Source organism: Acinetobacter amyesii (genome assembly GCF_023499985.1).
GTDB lineage: Bacteria > Pseudomonadota > Gammaproteobacteria > Pseudomonadales > Moraxellaceae > Acinetobacter > Acinetobacter amyesii.
This window is the reverse complement of sequence record NZ_JAMCOU010000028.1, coordinates 95,023-113,983: the sequence shown is the minus strand read 5'-3', so window position 1 is coordinate 113,983 and position 18,961 is coordinate 95,023. Positions and strand designations below refer to the sequence as shown.

The 18,961-nt window shown below is 40.3% G+C and carries 15 protein-coding genes and 1 tRNA gene; 9 read left to right on the top strand and 7 right to left on the bottom strand.

The window, feature by feature from the left end:
* Positions 1-2: 2 nt before the first annotated feature.
* From uca to M5F03_RS07630, 3 genes are all read right to left on the bottom strand, one after another.
* Positions 3-3,602 carry an urea carboxylase gene (uca, locus tag M5F03_RS07640; protein ID WP_249707826.1) on the bottom strand — a complete coding sequence of 1,200 codons (3,600 nt, stop codon included), beginning with the start codon at positions 3,600-3,602 and terminating at the stop codon, positions 3-5.
* 19 nt (positions 3,603-3,621) lie between these two features.
* Positions 3,622-5,436 (bottom strand): allophanate hydrolase, encoded by a 1,815-nt coding sequence (atzF, locus tag M5F03_RS07635; protein WP_249707823.1) that lies wholly within the window; start codon positions 5,434-5,436, stop codon positions 3,622-3,624.
* Between the two features lie 456 nt (positions 5,437-5,892).
* Positions 5,893-5,968, bottom strand: a tRNA-Arg gene (locus M5F03_RS07630).
* Positions 5,969-6,156: 188 nt separating this feature from the next.
* Between M5F03_RS07630 and M5F03_RS07625 the strand changes: the two genes are divergently transcribed.
* The 7 genes from M5F03_RS07625 to M5F03_RS07595 all read left to right on the top strand — a co-directional run bounded on the left by M5F03_RS07625 (position 6,157) and on the right by M5F03_RS07595 (position 12,648).
* Positions 6,157-7,092: an ABC transporter ATP-binding protein gene (locus M5F03_RS07625; protein ID WP_180120765.1), complete on the top strand. Its 936-nt coding sequence runs from the start codon at positions 6,157-6,159 to the stop codon at positions 7,090-7,092.
* Complete coding sequence (locus M5F03_RS07620) at positions 7,089-7,862, top strand: ABC transporter permease (RefSeq protein ID WP_180023368.1); 774 nt, start codon at positions 7,089-7,091, stop codon at positions 7,860-7,862. The genes M5F03_RS07625 and M5F03_RS07620 overlap by 4 nt, the downstream gene beginning before the upstream one ends.
* Positions 7,862-8,680, top strand: coding sequence for an NADPH-dependent 7-cyano-7-deazaguanine reductase QueF (gene queF, locus M5F03_RS07615; RefSeq protein WP_111883994.1), 819 nt, complete (start codon positions 7,862-7,864; stop codon positions 8,678-8,680). The genes M5F03_RS07620 and queF overlap by 1 nt, the downstream gene beginning before the upstream one ends.
* A gap of 17 nt (positions 8,681-8,697) precedes the next feature.
* Positions 8,698-9,348, top strand: coding sequence for a hypothetical protein (locus tag M5F03_RS07610; protein WP_180108306.1), 651 nt, complete (start codon positions 8,698-8,700; stop codon positions 9,346-9,348).
* 788 nt (positions 9,349-10,136) lie between these two features.
* The gene (mltB, locus tag M5F03_RS07605; protein ID WP_078191987.1) at positions 10,137-11,138 is read left to right on the top strand and encodes a lytic murein transglycosylase B; all 1,002 of its coding nucleotides are present in this window, start codon (positions 10,137-10,139) and stop codon (positions 11,136-11,138) included.
* 286 nt (positions 11,139-11,424) lie between these two features.
* A complete protein-coding gene (locus tag M5F03_RS07600) occupies positions 11,425-12,039 on the top strand; it encodes a septal ring lytic transglycosylase RlpA family protein (protein ID WP_078190310.1) in 615 nt (204 codons plus the stop codon).
* A gap of 153 nt (positions 12,040-12,192) precedes the next feature.
* Positions 12,193-12,648 carry an Mpo1 family 2-hydroxy fatty acid dioxygenase gene (locus tag M5F03_RS07595; RefSeq protein ID WP_078191988.1) on the top strand — a complete coding sequence of 152 codons (456 nt, stop codon included), beginning with the start codon at positions 12,193-12,195 and terminating at the stop codon, positions 12,646-12,648.
* Between the two features lie 253 nt (positions 12,649-12,901).
* Here M5F03_RS07595 and M5F03_RS07590 read toward each other — a convergent pair whose 3' ends face one another.
* The 3 genes from M5F03_RS07590 to rpsB form a co-directional block, all read right to left on the bottom strand.
* Entirely contained in the window at positions 12,902-13,411 is a 510-nt protein-coding gene (locus tag M5F03_RS07590) for a DUF3465 domain-containing protein (RefSeq protein WP_249707822.1), read from the bottom strand.
* Positions 13,412-13,585: 174 nt separating this feature from the next.
* On the bottom strand, positions 13,586-14,461 hold the full coding sequence (tsf, locus tag M5F03_RS07585) for a translation elongation factor Ts (protein ID WP_078191990.1): 876 nt from the start codon (positions 14,459-14,461) through the stop codon (positions 13,586-13,588).
* Between the two features lie 141 nt (positions 14,462-14,602).
* Positions 14,603-15,349: a 30S ribosomal protein S2 gene (gene rpsB, locus M5F03_RS07580; protein ID WP_078190314.1), complete on the bottom strand. Its 747-nt coding sequence runs from the start codon at positions 15,347-15,349 to the stop codon at positions 14,603-14,605.
* A 207-nt stretch (positions 15,350-15,556) separates the two neighbouring features.
* On the opposite strand from rpsB, the gene map reads away from it, so the two are divergent.
* The gene (map, locus tag M5F03_RS07575; protein WP_078191991.1) at positions 15,557-16,384 is read left to right on the top strand and encodes a type I methionyl aminopeptidase; all 828 of its coding nucleotides are present in this window, start codon (positions 15,557-15,559) and stop codon (positions 16,382-16,384) included.
* A 269-nt stretch (positions 16,385-16,653) separates the two neighbouring features.
* On the top strand, positions 16,654-17,880 hold the full coding sequence (locus M5F03_RS07570; RefSeq protein WP_249707820.1) for a pyridoxal phosphate-dependent aminotransferase: 1,227 nt from the start codon (positions 16,654-16,656) through the stop codon (positions 17,878-17,880).
* A gap of 103 nt (positions 17,881-17,983) precedes the next feature.
* Here the strand turns inward: M5F03_RS07570 and M5F03_RS07565 are convergent, their stop codons facing one another.
* Positions 17,984-18,676, bottom strand: a complete 693-nt coding sequence (locus M5F03_RS07565; protein ID WP_249707818.1) for a DUF2711 family protein — start codon at positions 18,674-18,676, stop codon at positions 17,984-17,986.
* Positions 18,677-18,961: the final 285 nt, after the last annotated feature.

The following is an 18,961-nucleotide window of genomic DNA, read 5'->3' as shown; positions in this document are numbered from 1 at the left end:
GTTTATTCCATATAAACTAGCGGTTCACCGCTATGTACCGTTTGTCCTGCACGGCAGATAATCGCTTTCACTATGCCGTCATCATCGGCATAGACTGGAAGCTCCATTTTCATCGCTTCAATAATGGCTACAGTATCGCCTTTCTTCACAGACTGTCCAGCTTCGACAAAAATTTTCCAAATGTTGCCGGTCATCGATGCATTTAAGGCTGCATACTGGCTATAGTCGGTATCATCTTGCAGGATTTCCATTTCCGCAGGTGCATCAAACTCATCTTTCCAGCGTTCAACTTCAGTTGTAAATGCCTGTTGCTGCTGCGCTTTAAATTCTGCAATACTGTCCTTTTCTATTTCCAAAAAGGCTTGATAGGCTGCAAAATCAAATTCAGTTTCTTCAATTTTGATTTCCGCCACACCATTGGCAAAGTCAGCACGGAATTGATCCAGTTCAGCTTCGGTTACTTCATAATATTTAATTTGATCAAAGAAGCGTAAGAACCATTGCTGATCGCCAAACTGCTTGTTCTTTTTAAACTTATTCCAAATGGGCAATGTACGACCAATCAACTGATAACCGCCCGGTGAGTCCATGCCATAAATACACATGTACATACCGCCAATACCGACTGTGCCTTCTGCGGTAAAGGTACGTGCAGGATTATATTTCGAGCTGAGTAAACGATGACGCGGATCAATTGGAACGGCACAAGGTGCAGTTAAATACACATCACCCAAACCTAAAATCAGATAATTGGCATCAAAAATGATGTCTTTGACTTGTTCACGGCTGTCTAAGCCATTAATGCGCTGAATGAAATCGACGTTATTTGGCAACCACGGCGCTTTGGCACAGACACTTTCTTGATAACGTTCCACAGCACCTAAAATGGCCGAGTCCTCAAATGCCATCGGCAAGTGAATAATACGGGATGGAATCTTGATTTGGCTCAAATCTCCCATCTCATTTTCGAGTCCTAATAAGAACTGAATTAAATTCGCTTGGCTGAAACACAATCCATCATATTTAATTTGCAGTGAACGCACACCCGGTGAAAGCTCTAAGATGCCATCAATGTTTGCTTCACGAATCAGCTGCATCAGTCGATAAACACGTAATCGCAAAGCCAAATCGAGGACGTTTTCGCCATATTCCAGCAAGATATAACTGTCACCTGCCTGACGATAGACAGCTTTCGGCGCATGTGCATCTGCTTCACGCACAGCCAATATCCCTTCAGGCTTACACTCAAAATTTGCCAACTCTGACTTTTCAGGCGCTTGAGCAAAGTTTTGAATATCGGCAATTTGCTGAACTTCTAAGGCATTGGCTTGTTCCACACTCATTGGATAGAAACTGATGCTGTCATCTGCCTTCAGTTGACCAATCTTCCAAAGTTCTGCTTTGGCAATGGTGACTGGACAAACAAAACCACCGAGGCTTGGGCCATCTTTAGCCAAAATCACAGGGAAATCACCAGTGAAGTTAATTGCACCAATAGCATATTCGCAATCATGCACATTGGATGGATGCAAACCTGCTTCACCGCCATTTTCACGTGCCCAGCTTGGTGTCGGGCCTGTTAGGCGAATACCTAAACGGTTTGAGTTAAAGTGCACATTCCATGTTGAAGCAAAAAATTCTTCAATATATTCAGGTTTAAAGAAATCTGGTGCACCATGCGGGCCATACAGCACACCAATTTTCCATTCCTTGCCATAGCTTGGAATACGCTCTGCTGCCAAAGCTTGCGGTGCTGCTGTTGCAACCTCCAATCCATCCAAAGGCAGGCTTGGATTAACCATTTTAATCATGTCGCCTGCGCGCAGTACTCGCCCTGCATGACCACCAAAATTACCCAATGCAAAGGTTGAACGGCTGCCTAGATATTCAGGCACATTTAGCCCATTACGGATTGCAAGATAAGTACGGCAACCCGATTCAACTTGTCCGAGTGCCAAAGTTTGCCCAGCTTTGATGCTGATCGGCTGCCAAAAATCGACATTCACACCATCTAGAGTCGAGCTGCATGGCGCACCTGCAAGGGCTACGATGCTGTCGGCATGAAATTTTAGACTTGGCCCTTGTAAGGTAAACTCAAAGCCTGCTGCCGCTTTTGGATTACCCACAACTTGATTAGCCAACTGAAATGCATAATCGTCCATTGGGCCTGATGGCGGTACACCAATATCCCAATAGCCCACACGCCCTGGGTAGTCTTGAATCGAACTTTGCGTGCCCGGTTGCAGCACTTCAATCACATTTGGCACGTATTTAAAATCATCCAGTAGACGTGTCCAGATTTGCATATTTTCAAAGCGTGCATCTGATACTACGGTATGTGCATAATCTAAGTTAGTGCTGATGCCATTCAAGCGAGTTTCCGCCAAGGCTGTTTTTAGCTTGGCAATCGCACTGTCTCGATCTGCAGCATGCACAATAATTTTGGCAATCATCGGGTCAAAATATTGTGAAATTTCAGTGCCTGTAGACACCCAAGTATCCACACGAATGTCTTCTGGAAAATATACATCCGTGAGTACACCAGGACTTGGCTGGAAGTTTTTCACTGGATCTTCCGCATAAATTCGCACTTCAATGGCAGCGCCATTGGGCTGAATATTGCTGAGTTTTTCCCAATCTAAAGCATCACCTGCCGCCACTTTCAGCATGCATTCAATCAGATCTAATCCTGTCACCATTTCAGTGACTGGGTGTTCAACCTGCAAACGGGTATTCACTTCAAGGAAATACACTTCATCACGGGCAGCATCATAGATAAACTCAACCGTACCTGCGCTGCGGTATTTCACCAATTGACCAAGCTCTACAGCAGCACGGTGCAATTTTTGACGTGTTGCTTCTGGTAAGTGCGGTGCAGGTGTTTCCTCAACGACTTTTTGGTTACGGCGCTGCAATGAACAATCGCGCTCCCCAAAGGCAACGACTTGACCTAAACCATCACCAAAAATTTGTACTTCTACATGACGGGCTTTATCGACAAAACGTTCGAGAAACACGCCTGCATCTTTAAAGAACTGCTCGCCTAGACGCTTTACACTTTCATACGCATCTTTTAATGATTGCTCATCATCACAGCGGGTTAAACCAATCCCGCCACCGCCTGCGGTACTTTTCAGCATGACGGGATAGCCAATCTCTGCCGCAGATGCGAGTGCTTCATCTAAACTTGCCAATAAACCTGTGCCCGGTGTCATGGGCACATTGGCTGCCGCAGCCAATTCACGTGCACGATGCTTCAAACCAAACTCTAAAATTTGTTCAGCCGTTGGCCCCATAAAGGCGATACCATTTTCCTCACATGCACGGGCAAAATCAGCACTCTCAGACAAAAAACCATAACCTGGAAATATTGCTTCAGCGCCAGTTTGTTTGGCTGCTTGAATCAATTTTTCAATACTTAAATAAGTCTCTGCAGGTTTGATGCCCTCAAGTGAAACCGCCACATCTGCATCTAAGACATGTTGTGCATAACGGTCTGTCTCTGAATATACGGCAACCGACTGAACACCGAGTTTCTTTAATGTACGAATCGCACGAACAGCAATTTCACCACGGTTTGCAATTAAAACTGTTTTAAACATGATTATTTCCCCGAATTTTTTAAATTGATTTTGCTGTTGTTGCTTGCAGTGATTGGATATAGGCGCGCCAGCCGCCAAATTCACTGATATTTTTTGCACCGTTTAAGCCATAAGGTTCACAAATAAAGCCTTTCACCCAACGTCCATCGGCAAGCTCGATATTGCCCATACCCAGTGGTGTTGGAATTTCGGCGACAAATTCACCAAAGCGAGCTTTTGGAATATCCCAAAGCTCGACAATAATTTTTTGACCCGCTTCCTGACGCGCTAAACCTGGTTTCGGCGGTACTGTGCCCGGCAGTGCATAGAGGGCGTAATCGGCAGAAGTGGTTGTGGTTTCGACATGCACAGCTTGGCGTGTTGTCAGTTGGAAATTGAGTGGCATGCCTGTGAGATGTGCGCCTACAACAGCAACACGAAAATGCTGTGCTGATGGTGCAGACATGACTGAATTTGCTTCAGGCAATGTTTTAGCTACTGCACCGAGTGGTAATTTCAGATGCTTTTGCCATTTTTCGGCAAAATCTGCTAAAGCCGTATCGTGCCAAGCCGGTGCAATGAATGTGATTCCAAAAGGCAGCCCGTCGGCACGAAAGCCTGCAGGTACAGCGATGGCACTCAGGTCTGCTAAATTGGTAAAGTTGGTATAGGTGCCAAAGTGGCTATTATTTTCAATTGGCGATTCAGCCATTTCTGCAAGTGTGTGTATGGTTGGCGAGCTTGGCACCACTAAGGCATCAAATTGCGCTAAGGTTTGCTGAATGTCTCGAGCCAATTCTTGCTTTAAATATTCGGCGTTATAAGCATCAACCGCAGTGTACTGCTGGCCTTTTTGAATAATTTCTAAAACTGTTGGATCAAAATCTTGTACCGATGTTTCTAATAAGTCTGCAACTGCAGCTGTTCGCTCTGCGACCCATGATCCTTGATACAGTTGTACAGCCAATTTTGCAAAAGGACTGAAATCAATTTCAGTTAGTTCTGCACCTAATTTTTTTAATTCAATTAATGCTTGCTGAAATGCAACAGCAGATTGAGCATCACCAAAAAATTCTAATTGTTTTGGAATGGCTAACTTTAATTGTGCACTGAACTTTGCAGGCGCTGTAGCAGGATTCACACGTGAATAACTGTCGGTTACATCAAAACCTTCCATAACTTCTGCCACTGCAGTTGCATCAACGACAGTTAAAGCAAAAATTGAAATGCAATCTAAGCTTTTACACGCAGGCAGTAAGCCAGTATTTGAAAAGCGACCTTTGGTCGGCTTTAAGCCAACAATATTATTAAATGCTGCGGGTATACGCCCTGAGCCTGCTGTATCTGTACCGAGCGCAATCGGGACTAAACCGCGCGCCACTACACTGCCTGAACCTGAACTTGAACCACCGCTTACAAAGTCAGAATTAAAAGTATTCGGCACTGCACCAAATGGCGAACGTGTACCGACCAATCCTGTGGCAAATTGATCAAGATTAGTTTTGCCAACAATGATGGCACCCGCTTGTTTTAAGCGTTGCACCACATAGGCATCTTCAGTTTTTATGTCCGTAAATAATTTAAACGCAGCCGTTGACGCAAAGCCCACCACATCAATATTGTCTTTCACTGCAATAGGCACACCAAATAAAGGTAAGGCCGCAGCATTTTCGATTTGTTTTAAAGCGTCAATCTGTGCAGTTAATTGTTCTATCGATGCAATGGAAATCCATGCTGGATCTGCATGATCAAATTGCTCGACCAAGGCATATAAGTCTTCGAGTTGAATTGTGTTATTCGTGTAGCCCGCTTTCCATTCCGCTAAAGTCCAGCCTAAAGTTTTTATTGGGTTCATTGATGTGCTCATTCTTGTATGCAAGTTTGAATACTGAATTGCATACATCATGCCAAAATTAATTTTTTGTTATTTTTTAGTATGTTAATATTAAAGCACCAATCGTTTTCCTATTTTATTTAGGCAATACAAAACGATAAGTGTTCTATTAAGTTTCCAAGCTCCACTATTTTGGTGCATGACTTTTATAATCGTGTTTTCAATAGATTCTTTTGATTTAGATGCAGATATAAATACAGTGAACTTTCTATTTTCAATATTTATAAGTTTTCGATTTAAATGTTTTGTATGACTTTGAACTTTCAATATAAAGATTGAGAAATATTTTGAAATTTATGTGTTTGGAAAAAGATACATCAATATTGTTTTTTTGAAATTGATTGGGATGAATAGAAATAGAGATATAAAAAAAGCAGTTGATTTGCAAAATTTAGTTAAACAATCAAAACTAAAAAATGGTGCGCTCAGCGGGACTCGAACCCACGCCACAGGCTTCGGAGACCTGTACTCTATCCAGTTGAGCTATGAGCGCTTATTTTGGATTGCGCACATCATAACAAAAAAAACTGTAAGGTAAAGCAACTATATAGATGTTAGGCTTTTTTCTGCTTAAGCTTTATACAACGTTCTATTTATAAAATGCAGAATTCCATACGATTTACTTGGTTTATTTGCCCCGATATCGCACAATACTCACACTATTTATAGAGTGAATTATTTATGACTGATGCACTAACGTTAAAGCAGCTGTCAAAAACCTATAAAAATGGGTTTCAGGCGCTTAAAGGTATTGATTTAACAGTACCCGAAGGTGAATTTTATGCACTTTTAGGTCCCAATGGTGCAGGAAAATCTACCACGATTAGTATTATCAGTTCACTTACCCGTAAAACTTCAGGTTCTGTTGAAATCTTTGGCCATAATTTAGATACCCATCCCTCGCATGCAAAGCAGTGTTTGGGCGTTGTCCCTCAAGAATTTAACTTTGGTCAATTTGAAAAAACGTTTGATATTTTGGTGACTCAAGCTGGTTATTACGGTATTTCTAAAAAGATAGCAGAGAAACGTGCAGAGGAATATTTAGAAAAGCTTGGCCTTTGGGAAAAACGTAGCACCCAAGCACGCATGCTATCGGGCGGTATGAAACGCCGTTTAATGATCGCTCGTGCCATGATGCATGAACCTAAACTGCTGATTTTAGATGAGCCGACTGCTGGTGTTGATATTGAACTACGCCGTTCGATGTGGGATTTCCTCACAGAAATGAACGAAAAAGGTACGTCTATTATTTTAACGACACACTATTTAGAAGAAGCTGAAATGTTGTGCCGTCGAATCGCAATTATTGATCGTGGTGTGATTAAAGAAGACACCAGCATGAAAGGTTTCCTCAGTCAGTTGAATGAAGAAACATTTATTTTCGATCTAGCCGAACCCATTGAACCGATCCATATAGAAATTATTGGTGTCCGTTTCAACTTAGTAGATCCTGTCACCTTAGAAGTCACTATGGATAAAGCCCATACCTTGAATGATTTATTCCAACTCATGGAATCTCAAGGTATTCAGGTTCGTAGTATGCGTAATAAATCTAACCGACTAGAAGAACTGTTTGTCCGTATGGTCGAAAAAAATCTTGAAGGTGCAGCACAATGAATTTTAACCAACTGTGTATCGCCCTCTACACCTTAGTGTATAAAGAAATTCGCCGTTTCATGCGTATTTGGCCGCAAACTCTTCTCCCACCTGCGATCACCATGAGTTTGTACTTTGTGATTTTCGGTAATTTAGTTGGTTCACGCATTGGGCAAATGGGCGGTTTTAGCTATATGCAGTTCATCGTGCCCGGCTTAATTATGATGGCGGTCATCACCAACAGCTATGCCAATGTGTCATCCAGTTTCTTTAGTGCAAAATTTCAAAAAAGCATCGAAGAATTAATCATGAGTCCAGTACCGTTACACATGGTGCTTTGGGGTTATGTGATCGGTGGTGTTTGCCGTGGTGTTTTAGTCGGCTTTATTGTCACTGTGATGAGCCTATTTTTTACTGAATTACACCTGACCAATATCTTCGTAACTATATATACAGTTCTCATTACTTCGCTGCTGTTTTCTCTTGGCGGATTTATTAATGCTGTTTATGCAAAATCTTTTGACGACATTTCGATTATCCCGACTTTCGTCCTGACTCCGCTGACTTATTTAGGCGGTGTTTTCTATGCCATCTCATCACTGAGTCCTTTTTGGCAAAATCTCTCTTTAATCAACCCTGTCGTGTATATGGTAAATGCATTCCGCTACGGTATTTTGGGCCATAGCGATGTGAATGTCGGCATTTCACTGACAGTAATTACTGCATGTTGCGTTGTACTTTATGGCGTGGCGTATCATTTACTTTCTCGTGGTTCAGGAATGCGTGAATAATGAGTGTAGAACAATCCCTTTTAGGTAAAGACACCAACTACCCAACAGAATATCAACCTGATATTCTATTTCCGATTGCACGTGCCACTGCACGTGAACAATATGCCCATGTGGAAGGCATCCGCCAAGGTACAGACTGGTGGCATGTTTTTGAAATTTCTTGGTTAAATGCTTCTGGTGTGCCTCAAGTCGCTATTGGCCGTTTAACTTTGCCTGCAAGTTCAGACAACCTCATCGAATCCAAATCTTTAAAGCTCTACTTTAATAGTATGAACTTTACCAAATTTGATTCTCAGGCAGCGTTTAAAGCAACCGTTGAAAAAGACTTATCTGCTGCAGCCAATGCCGCTGTGACTATTGATCTATTTCATGTTGATGAAGTTGAAATTTCAAAACCGCAAGGCATCTGTATTGATGACTTAGAACCCACCCAGTTAGAAAATCATCCAAATGCAGCTTTACTCTCTTTAGATGAAGATGCAGCGCAAGAAGAAGTTGAAATTCAACTTTATTCACATTTATTAAGAAGTAACTGCCCAGTCACGGGTCAACCTGATTGGGGAACGGTATTTATAAGGTATAAAGGTACTAAGCCTTGTTATCGTAGTATTCTGGCTTATATTATTTCTTACCGTCAGCATAATGGTTTCCACGAACAATGTGTGGAGCAAATGTTTGCCGACATTTGGCAACATTTAAAACCAAGTCAGCTGATGGTATATGCTGCCTATACACGCCGTGGTGGATTGGATATCAACCCTTGTCGTGTATCGGATTTAACATGGATGCCTCGCCCCATTCGATTGGCGCGACAATAAAAAAATTGAGGTTAGTGATGCCATTTTTTGGTTTTATTCCTTCTGAGGAACTTCTAAGCAGTATCCAAACTGGTCACGCGAAAAAAAATTCGAGTGAACCACTTTATCCTTTACGTGATAAAACAGCTTTGCTGATTAATGAAGAAATCATTGGTGCAACTATATTAGCTCCTGTTCATCTGTTTCCTGCAAGCGATAAGCGCGACACAGCAGAAAAACTGGCTGGCTATGTCAAATCAACAGTCGCTGTATTGTTAAAGCAACTACTAGGTAAATCTCCGAATGATGTGGTGAAACAATCAATTGAATTTTCAGAACGAAGTTTATTTCAAGACGCGACTGGCACTTATCGTGTAGGTCTAAGTTTAGATGCAGGACTAGTCACTAACCTTAAAAATAGTTATGCGGAAATTAAATCGGGCGCAGATATAAATAAAGCTGCTTTTGGTGAACTGTATAAACAGTTTGCTGAAGCTGCAGTGCGTCATTTTATGAATGACTTTAATAAAACACTCGATTTAGGCATGATTAAACGTAAAGCAGCCGATATCGGTTCTTCTGCTGTGATTAAAGCTATTCATATTGCAATTGATAAGATTTTCCCAAATTTAACCAAAGAAGAGCTAAGTGCCCTTGCAGAAGCACATGATGCGATGTTTAACAAATAAATCTCGCTTTTCGTCAAAACCTAGCTTTGGCTAGGTTTTTTTATGGCTAAACGCATATAATCGAATCCCGATACAATGACTATATAGTCATGCAAACACAGTTCTAGAATTGAACAGATTTTTATTAAAAGAAAGACAGTACATTGATATCCACAATTTTTAAAAATCTACAAAGAACAGGAAGGACCTGAATATAGATCATATTTTAATGTGAGCCGTCATTTTGGCTTAAATCTCAATGCGTCCATTTTAATATTCAATCTCTTTCTTTTTTATCATTCAGTCTATATTTCTACTATATATAGCGACGTTTTCAACAGCATTGAAGTGCTGACGAACAAAAACTATGCAATGAATAAATCACTGCTTGCATATAGGTGTTTTAGACCGGTACCTTTTTAATCATGTCCCTTTATTTTTAGATATAACATTGCAACTTTTGTAGCTTCTAAACAGTATTTCGCAACGCGATAAAGTTTACTCGTTCTGCGTTTTTATGACGCATGAGTTTTAGAGTCATCTTTATTTCAAATGATTTGTGAATATTTGCAAGTTATGTAAATGAATATGTCACTTTTCAATATGTTAACTGCGAAAAAACCCTTTGCTTTGTCTTTTTTTGTATATCTATTTATGAAAGCATGCGCTGTCAGTGGTATCTTAGTTGCTATTGGTAACGTTTACCTTTAATGAGCTATGAAACCAGAAGGTCATCACAATTTTCAGGATCTTTTCCCCTCGAAATTTTGTTCATACTCATCGCTAAAGCAACTGGAAATTTTTTATTTATGCTAAATCGAAATTTTTATAAAAAACTATCACATATTGCCATTATGGCCGGTTCAATTTCACTGACCAGTTTTTGTCAGGCTAACGACTTCCAATCTCATCCGGCATATGCAAGCTTTAAACAAAATGCAATGCAAACCTATGGTCTGAGTGAAAATCAAATTGATTGGGCAATGCAAGGCAGTAAAAACCTACCCAACATTATTAGCATTATGAATAGACCTGGTGAATCAAAGCCTTGGTACCAATACAAAACCAATTTTTTAGCTGAAAGTACAATTCAACGCGGCGTTCGCTTCAAAAATCAATATGCCGACACTTTAAATCGTGCAGAACAACAATTTGGTGTGCCTCAATCCGTGATTTTAGGCATTTTGGGTGTTGAAACAGGCTACGGCAGCAATAAAGGTAATTTTATTACCCGTGATGCTTTGGCGACCCTTGGTTTTGGCTACGAACGCCGTGCGCAATATTTCCAAGATGAACTTGCTGCACTGATTGCTTGGTCATATAAAGATGGTGTTCCAACCAACTCTGTCGTCGGTTCATATGCAGGTGCTGTGGGTTATCCTCAATTTATGCCAAGTAACATTCCAAAATTTGGTGTGGACTACGATGGCAATGGTCATGTTGACCTGCGTAATTCAGCTGTCGATGCCATTGGTTCAATTGCAAATTATTTAGCAAATTATGGTTGGCAGCGTAATCAACCGATTGCTTTTGCTGCTCGCTATAGCGGAAACAACCCAGATGCTATTATTGCAAAGGATTTAAACCAGCCAACACCCTATGGTGTACTCAAGGCTCAAGGTGTAACCCCTATGAATCCATTGGTAAAAATCGATGATCTCGATTTAGTCAATGTCATCCAATTGCAAGATAGTTATGGACCAATTTATTACATCACTTATCCAAATTTTCAGGTCATTACAACCTATAACAAAAGCCGTATGTATGCGACTGCACTATGGCTTTTAGGCACTGAAGTTACCAGTCGATAAGACTGGTTTTTTCTTATAGAGCAAAAAAGTCAACAAATATTTTCACCAAAATGAGCATTTATTCGACATTTTACACACCTTGTTACATTATTGATTATTTTTTAACCAACTATTGTTAATTTTTTAGACATTTTCAAAGTATTTTAATTAAACACTAGACAGCCTATTGATGGCATGAATATTATCCATCTCGTTAAATATAGTTGCAAAAGTGAAATATCAGACGTGTTTACATGGATATCAGCGACTTAGTTGAACCAGTAAATATGCCATTGGGAGATAAACAATGCAGTCATCAATTATTAAATATGCCTTAGCGGTTGCCACGGCAGTTGCGCTAAGTCAGTCACAAGCTGAGATGGTTCAGTCATCATCATTCAATCATGATAATGACAACTCTCGTCTTGCAGCTCGTGTATTGAATAAAGAAGCTCAAAGCTTCAATTCAAACTTTACGAATTTAAGTAGCCTTTCAATCACTGAGCGTTCTGGCGATAAAATTCGTCGTCAAACAATCGCTGCTAAAATCGAAATTCCTGAAGATGAGCCTTCAGTGATTGAAAAGTTAAATACTGTTGCATCGAATACTGTTCGTAAGTTCACTCAAACAGGTACTGCTTCTTGGTACGGTCGTCAATTCCACGGTCGTAAAACAGCAAGCGGTGAAACGTTTGACATGAACGCACTTACAGCAGCACATCGTAGCCTGCCACTTAATTGCTTTATTCGTGTTACGAATCGCAATAATGGTAAAAGCGTCGTGGTGAAAGTAAATGACCGTGGTCCATTCCATGGTAACCGTGTTCTTGATTTATCTTATGGTGCTGCTAAGCAATTGGGTATTACCAGTGCGGGTACTGCAAATGTGAGCATTGAGCGCGTAGACGGTCCAAATTCTTAATTCTCCAATGAAGTGACTGCATTTAACAGACCACGCCTAGCGTGGTTTTTTTATTTGTGGCCTCTTAGCCTTTCAAATCATCAGTAATCCTGATTTTGACCCTTCCTCCATTCTTGTTTATATTGGAGTCCTTCCCCATGATTAAGGACTATCATGAAAACAATCAACGAATGGTTTGATGAATACAGCGAAAGTCATCAAAATAAAACCAATAAAATGATTCACTGGATTTGCGTACCTACGATTTATTTTTCAATCGTTGGCATATTGGCGCATTTTAGCGCGCTACTTACTGCTGTCTTACTTGCTTTAGCATTTATCTTTTACGCACGTTTAGACATTGTCCTTGCTGTTGCAATGGCCGCGTTAACGTTAATCATGGTATGGCTAATTTGGGTGCTACCAGTTGGTTATGGCTTTTATATCGCACTCTTTGTATTCGCATGGATTGGTCAATTTTATGGCCATAAAATTGAAGGTAAAAAGCCCTCTTTTTTCAAAGATCTCCAATTCCTCCTCATTGGCCCTATTTGGTGTTTAGACACATTTGCAATTAAAGTACTTGGTAATTGGAAAACACGCCATAAATCGCAAATAAAGAGCATTTAAAGCATGATTAATTTCATAGATCTCTTTTTCACTTCTTCCACATCGGTTTTCTTCATATTCGATGCTTAAAACCCTATTGTTTATAGGTGTATTTATCTCTGGTATTTCCAATCATTTTTTCTATTTATACGACCAAAAAGCCAGTGTTTAAACACTGGCTTTTACTCAATATGGTTAATCCAATTTTATGTTGATAGCTTCATCTGAATCATGATCATTTAAATGACTAAAGTTAAAAATGACTACGTGATTTTTATTGATAGGTTTTATCTTGATGCTTTAACCAACCATCCTGATGACGTCCATTCGGATCGTGATGTGTCCAGTGCATCACCCCCCCCTGATCTGAATATTCATATTCACCGTAAAATTGAACTGTATCGCCTTTTTGCAAGTTATCAATTCGTGGGGCTAGATCGATATTATGTGCAACTAAAAGGGTTTGACCATTATTTAAGGTCAAAATGAACTTTTGATGCCGACTACCTTCATTATCATCTCGAAGTACCGCTTTCACTCGACCTGTACCCTCAACCTGAACATTACTAAGTTTATTTTTAAATGCATGCGCAATAACATCTTCAGCACTCTGCCCTTTTTGTTGAGCATCTACAGGTTGTACTGATTCTATTTGTGGCTGTGCGTTTTGTTCCGCTGTCGTCTGAACTGGTGCAGATTTTTGTTGTTGTAAATCAATTCCGAAATAAGCGGCTGCAAGCGCAACAATAATTCCGCCGATGGTTAAATTTGTTTTGTTTGCCATAAGAGAGTTTAAATCTAAATTTTCAACTCATTATAGTCATTAATATGGATAAAAATAGAATCTGTGAACAACAATGTACACAATATAAAGTTTAAATAGCTTTGAAATCAGTAAAGCTACAGCCATAAAAAAAGCCCTCTAAAACGAGGGCTTTTTTCTACAAATAATCAGAGATTATTTTGCAGCAGCTTGAGCAGCAGCAACTTCTTCAGCGAAAGAAAGTTCAGCTTTTTTCTCAATACCTTCACCAACTTCGAAACGTACGAAGTTAGCAACAGTAGTACCAGTTGCTTTAAGAACTTCTGCAACTTTCTTATCGTTGTCGATAACGTACATTTGGTTCTCAAGAACAACTTCGTTCAAGTATTTCTGAACTGAACCAGTTACCATTTTTTCAACGATGTTTGCTGGTTTACCAGATTCAATTGCTTTCGCTTCAGCAATTTCTTTTTCTTTAGCGATAAGTTCAGCAGAAACGCCAGCTTCGTTTACAGCAACTGGGTTGAATGCAGCGATGTGCATAGCCAAACCTTTACCAGTTTCAGCATCACCAGCGTATGCAACTACAACACCGATTTTTAAACCGTGTTTGTAAACTGCAAGGTTGTCGCCTTCAACGATTTGAGCACGACGTACTTGGATGTTTTCACCAATTTTTTGAACAAGCGCGATACGAGCTTCTTCAACAGTAGCACCATCTTCAAGTTTCAATTCAGCAATTTGAGCAGCGTCAGTTACACCAGCAGCAAGCGCAGCAGCAGCAACTTTAGCAGAGAAACCAGCAAAGTTTTCGTCTTTAGCAACGAAGTCAGTTTGACAGTTCACTTCTACAAGGATTGCTTTGTTGCCTTCTTGAGCGATAGTGATCGCGCCGTCAGCAGCAATGTTACCTGCTTTTTTAGCAGCTTTAGCTTGACCAGATTTACGAAGGTTATCGATCGCTAATTCGATGTCACCGCCCGCTTCTGTTAATGCTTTTTTACATTCCATCATTGCAAGACCAGTACGATCGCGCAATTCTTTAACCATGCTTGCTGTAACTGCAGTCATGTTAATCTCCTAAATACGGTAGAAAATGAATTCTTTTTAGAACAGAAACGGCCCAGAGCTGTCTCTTGGGCCGTCTGCATACATGACGCTTACTTTGCCACCATCACGTGTCGCAAAAATGACAAGCTTACGTCAAACGCATTAAGCCTCAGAAGCAGGAGCTTCTTCGCCTTTAGCTTGTGCATTTGCTTGTGATTGAGCATATTCTTTACCAGCAAGAATCGCATCAGCCATAGCAGAAGCGTAAAGAGTAACTGCACGGATCGCATCGTCATTACCAGGGATAACGTAGTCTACGTTGTCTGGGTTAGAGTTTGTATCAACGATACCGATAACAGGAATACCAAGGTTTTTAGCTTCTTTAATTGCAATTGCTTCGTGATCAACATCGATTACGAATAATGCGTCAGGTAAACCACCCATGTTTTTAACGCCGCCAAGAGCGCGTTCAAGTTTTTCCATCTCACGAGTACGTTCTAAAGCTTCACGTTTAGTAAGTTTAGCGAAAGTACCGTCAGTAGATTGAGTTTGAAGGTCTTTTAGACGGTTGATTGACTGGCGAAGAGTTTTCCAGTTAGTCAACATACCACCCAACCAGCGGTGATCAACATATGGTTGACCTGCACGTTGAGCTTGTTCACGAATGATTGCAGAAGCTGCACGTTTTGTACCAACGAACAAAACTTTGTTCTTTTTGCTAGCCAAGTTGTTAGCAAAGTTCAAAGCATCATTTAACGCAGGAACAGTGTGCTCAAGGTTGATGATGTGAATTTTGTTGCGCGCGCCGAAGATGTATTCGCGCATTTTTGGATTCCAAAAACGTGTTTGGTGACCGAAGTGTGCGCCTGCTTGAAGAAGGTCGCGCATGCTTACGTTGTAATCTGCCATTTTCTTTACCTTAAAGTTTGGGTTAGGCCTCCATATACCCGCATTCTCCACCTAAAAAGGCACCCAGAGAAATGTGTCGATATATGTGCGGATTTTATTGCCCCATCGCACAAAGCTCGTGAAAGATATTCACGAAAAAGCATTTGATAAAATGGGCGGCTATTTATACCATAGTCACATACAAATTTCCAAAAGTTTTTAGAGATCATGAACAGTACTTACGAAGCTCCACGTCGATTAATTAAAACGCCTGACGAAATTGAAAAAATGCGCGTCGCGGGTCGACTGGCGGCAGAAGTTTTGGATATGATCAAACCGCATATTGTTCCAGGTGTGACTACCCTAGAACTTGATACGATTTGTCATGACTATATTGTCAATAAACAAGAAGCTATTCCTGCATGTTTAGGTTATGGCGCTGCGCCGGGTCGTCCAGCATTTCAGCACGTTATCTGCACTTCAGTGAACCATGTGGTGTGTCACGGTATTCCATCTGAAAGCAAAAAATTAAAAAAAGGTGACATCTTAAACATCGATGTCACTGTGATCAAAGATGGTTACCATGGTGATACCAACATGATGTATATCGTAGGTGGTGAAACATCTATTTTAGCGAACCGTTTATGCAAAGTTGCCCAAGAAGCCATGTACCGTGGTATGGCGGTGGTAAAACCAGGCGCAACCATGGGTGATATCGGCCATGCGATTCAACAATATGTTGAATCAGAACGTTTTGGTGTTGTACGTGAATATTGTGGTCATGGTATTGGTACCGTTTTCCATGACGAACCACAAGTTTTACACTACGGTCAACCAAATACAGGCATGATCTTAGAAGAAGGCATGACCTTTACCATCGAACCAATGGTGAACGGTGGTGACTGGAAAACCAAACTTCTTGGTGATAAATGGACTGTCGTGACTAAAGATCATAGCTTGTCTGCACAGTACGAACACACGCTACTTGTAACAAAAAATGGTGTAGAAGTGCTAACTGCTCGCCCTGAAGAAGATTTATCGCGTTTTGTTCAATAAGCAAAGTATTTGAAGTATAAAATTTAATTAAAAAGGTCACACATATTGTGGCCTTTTTTATGCCCTTTTTTTATCCGTGACTTTAAGATTTTTCCATAAAATTTGATTAAAAATTTAAGTAACTCAATGTAAATTTTCTTAATTATAGGGTTAGGATGGAATATCACACTTTTTTGCACATTGTTGATTTTGCCACTCCCCATTACTGTGCATTTAAGCTAAGATAGTGTGCTTTTTATTTTTTAATCCCTATAAGAAGGAATACTGCCGTGGACGTACGTCTGTCTGATCGTGTAAATAGCATCAAACCGTCCCCTACACTTGCTGTTACTAACAAAGCTGCTGAATTGAAAGCTGCTGGTAAAAACGTAATTGGTTTAGGCGCAGGTGAACCGGATTTCGATACCCCACAACACATCAAAGATGCTGCAATTGCTGCTATCAACAATGGCTTCACTAAATATACAGCTGTTGACGGTACTCCAGGTCTTAAAAAAGCAATTATTGCTAAATTAAAACGCGACAATAACCTTGATTACACTGCAAACCAAATCTTGGTTTCTTGTGGTGGTAAACAATCTTTCTTTAACTTGGCACTTGCTTTGTTAAACAAAGGTGACGAAGTAATTATCCCTGCTCCTTACTGGGTAAGCTACCCAGACATGGTGATCATTGCTGAAGGTACTCCTGTAATCGTGAAATGTGGTGAAGAACAACGTTTCAAAATTACGCCTGCTCAATTAGAAGCTGCAATCACTGACAAAACTCGTTTAGTGGTTCTAAACAGCCCTTCTAACCCAACAGGTATGATCTACACTAAAGAAGAATTACTTGCTTTAGCTGAAGTTCTACGTAAATACCCTGAAGTTTTAGTTGCTTCTGATGATATGTACGAACCAATCCGTTGGGACGACGAATTCTACAACATCGCAACAGTTGCACCAGACCTTTACGACCGTGTAATCGTTCTTAACGGTGTATCTAAAGCTTATGCAATGACTGGCTGGCGTATTGGCTACGCAGCGGGCCCTGCTAAACTGATCGGTGCGATGAAAAAAATCCAATCTCAATCAACTTCAAACCCAACTTCTATTTCACAAGTTGCTGCTGAAGCTGCATTGAATGGCCCTCAAGACGTTCTTGAGCCAATGATTGAAGCATTCAAACGCCGTCACGACCTAGTTGTGAAAGGCTTGAACGACATCAACGGTATTACTTGCCTTCCTGCTGACGGTGCATTCTATGCATACGCAAACATCCGTCCTTTAATTCGTGCCAAAGGTTTAAAATCTTGCACAGAATTCTCTGCATGGTTGTTGGAAGAAACTGGTGTTGCAGTAGTTCCTGGCGATGCGTTCGGTCTTGGTGGCTACATGCGTATTTCTTATGCAACTGCAGACGAAGTGCTTGTTGATGCGCTTGCTCGTATCAAAAAAGCTGCTGATTCAATCGAAGGCGTTGACGCTGCGATTGCTTCCATTGCTGCTGAAAAATAATCTGCTTTTAAAAAGTTAGATTTAAAAAACCCGCGAATATCGCGGGTTTTTTATGGTTTACATTTCACGGCTTAATATTGTGATGATTTAAAAGCCTCATCGTTTAAATCTCATGCAGTCCCCAATAGACTTCAGTTTTAGGAGTACAGAAGAATCCTTCAAAGGGGTGAATTTCTAGAATCTGATCAATGATTTTTTTTGAAGAACATAAAAAAGTACAGTGACTGTCCCAATGTGTGGCAAATAGAAGCTGATAATCTTCAGTGTAATTACATACGTCAAGCAGATCATTTGCGATCAAATAATCAATCTGCATTTTTTTCGGTTGATTTATCCCATGCTCATCAACCGTCAGCAAAAAGTCATAGCCGATTTCTTTCAATGCATATAAAAGCGGATTTTCTAAAAATGGCGAAATAAGCCCATCATCACATGGATTAATAATTTCACTCTGCTTGTATAAATCAAGAACCTGCTTTTCCCACATTTTATTTTCATATTGTTGTTTAATTCCGCCAATCATCGTCCTTAATGCAACATCAATTTGAGAGACATTCTCCAGCTCAGACAAATTTAAAATTTCATGCCATGCAATTGGATAACAGCCTTTGATAAACTCATTTTTTTCAGGCCACGTTTCAACATTATAACGTTCCAGTTCCAATGTGACTGCTTTATAAAAGGGATGCAAAATGATATACACCGATTCAAAAACGCCCTGATAATATTCTAAAATCTTTCCATCATAAGGATAAGAGGCGTAAATTTCAGGAATTAATACATTATTTTCTTTCATGATTTATATCTTCTAATTTTCATGTTTTTCAGAATACCCTTTCCCTGCCGAAGACCAAACCACCAAGTCAATTCCGGCGAAGACAATTACTTCGGGTAAAATAATATGCCAACTCAAAGGCACACCGATAAACCACATTCTGCCGATAATGGCTAAATACAGCACAGACAATTGAACACTTCTCCGTCACACAGTCTATCTACTTCACTAAGGTATATACAACTTGAGGCTAAATCGCCAAAGAGCATCGATAGAATGATATCTTTGGGCTATTCGAAGCTTTGA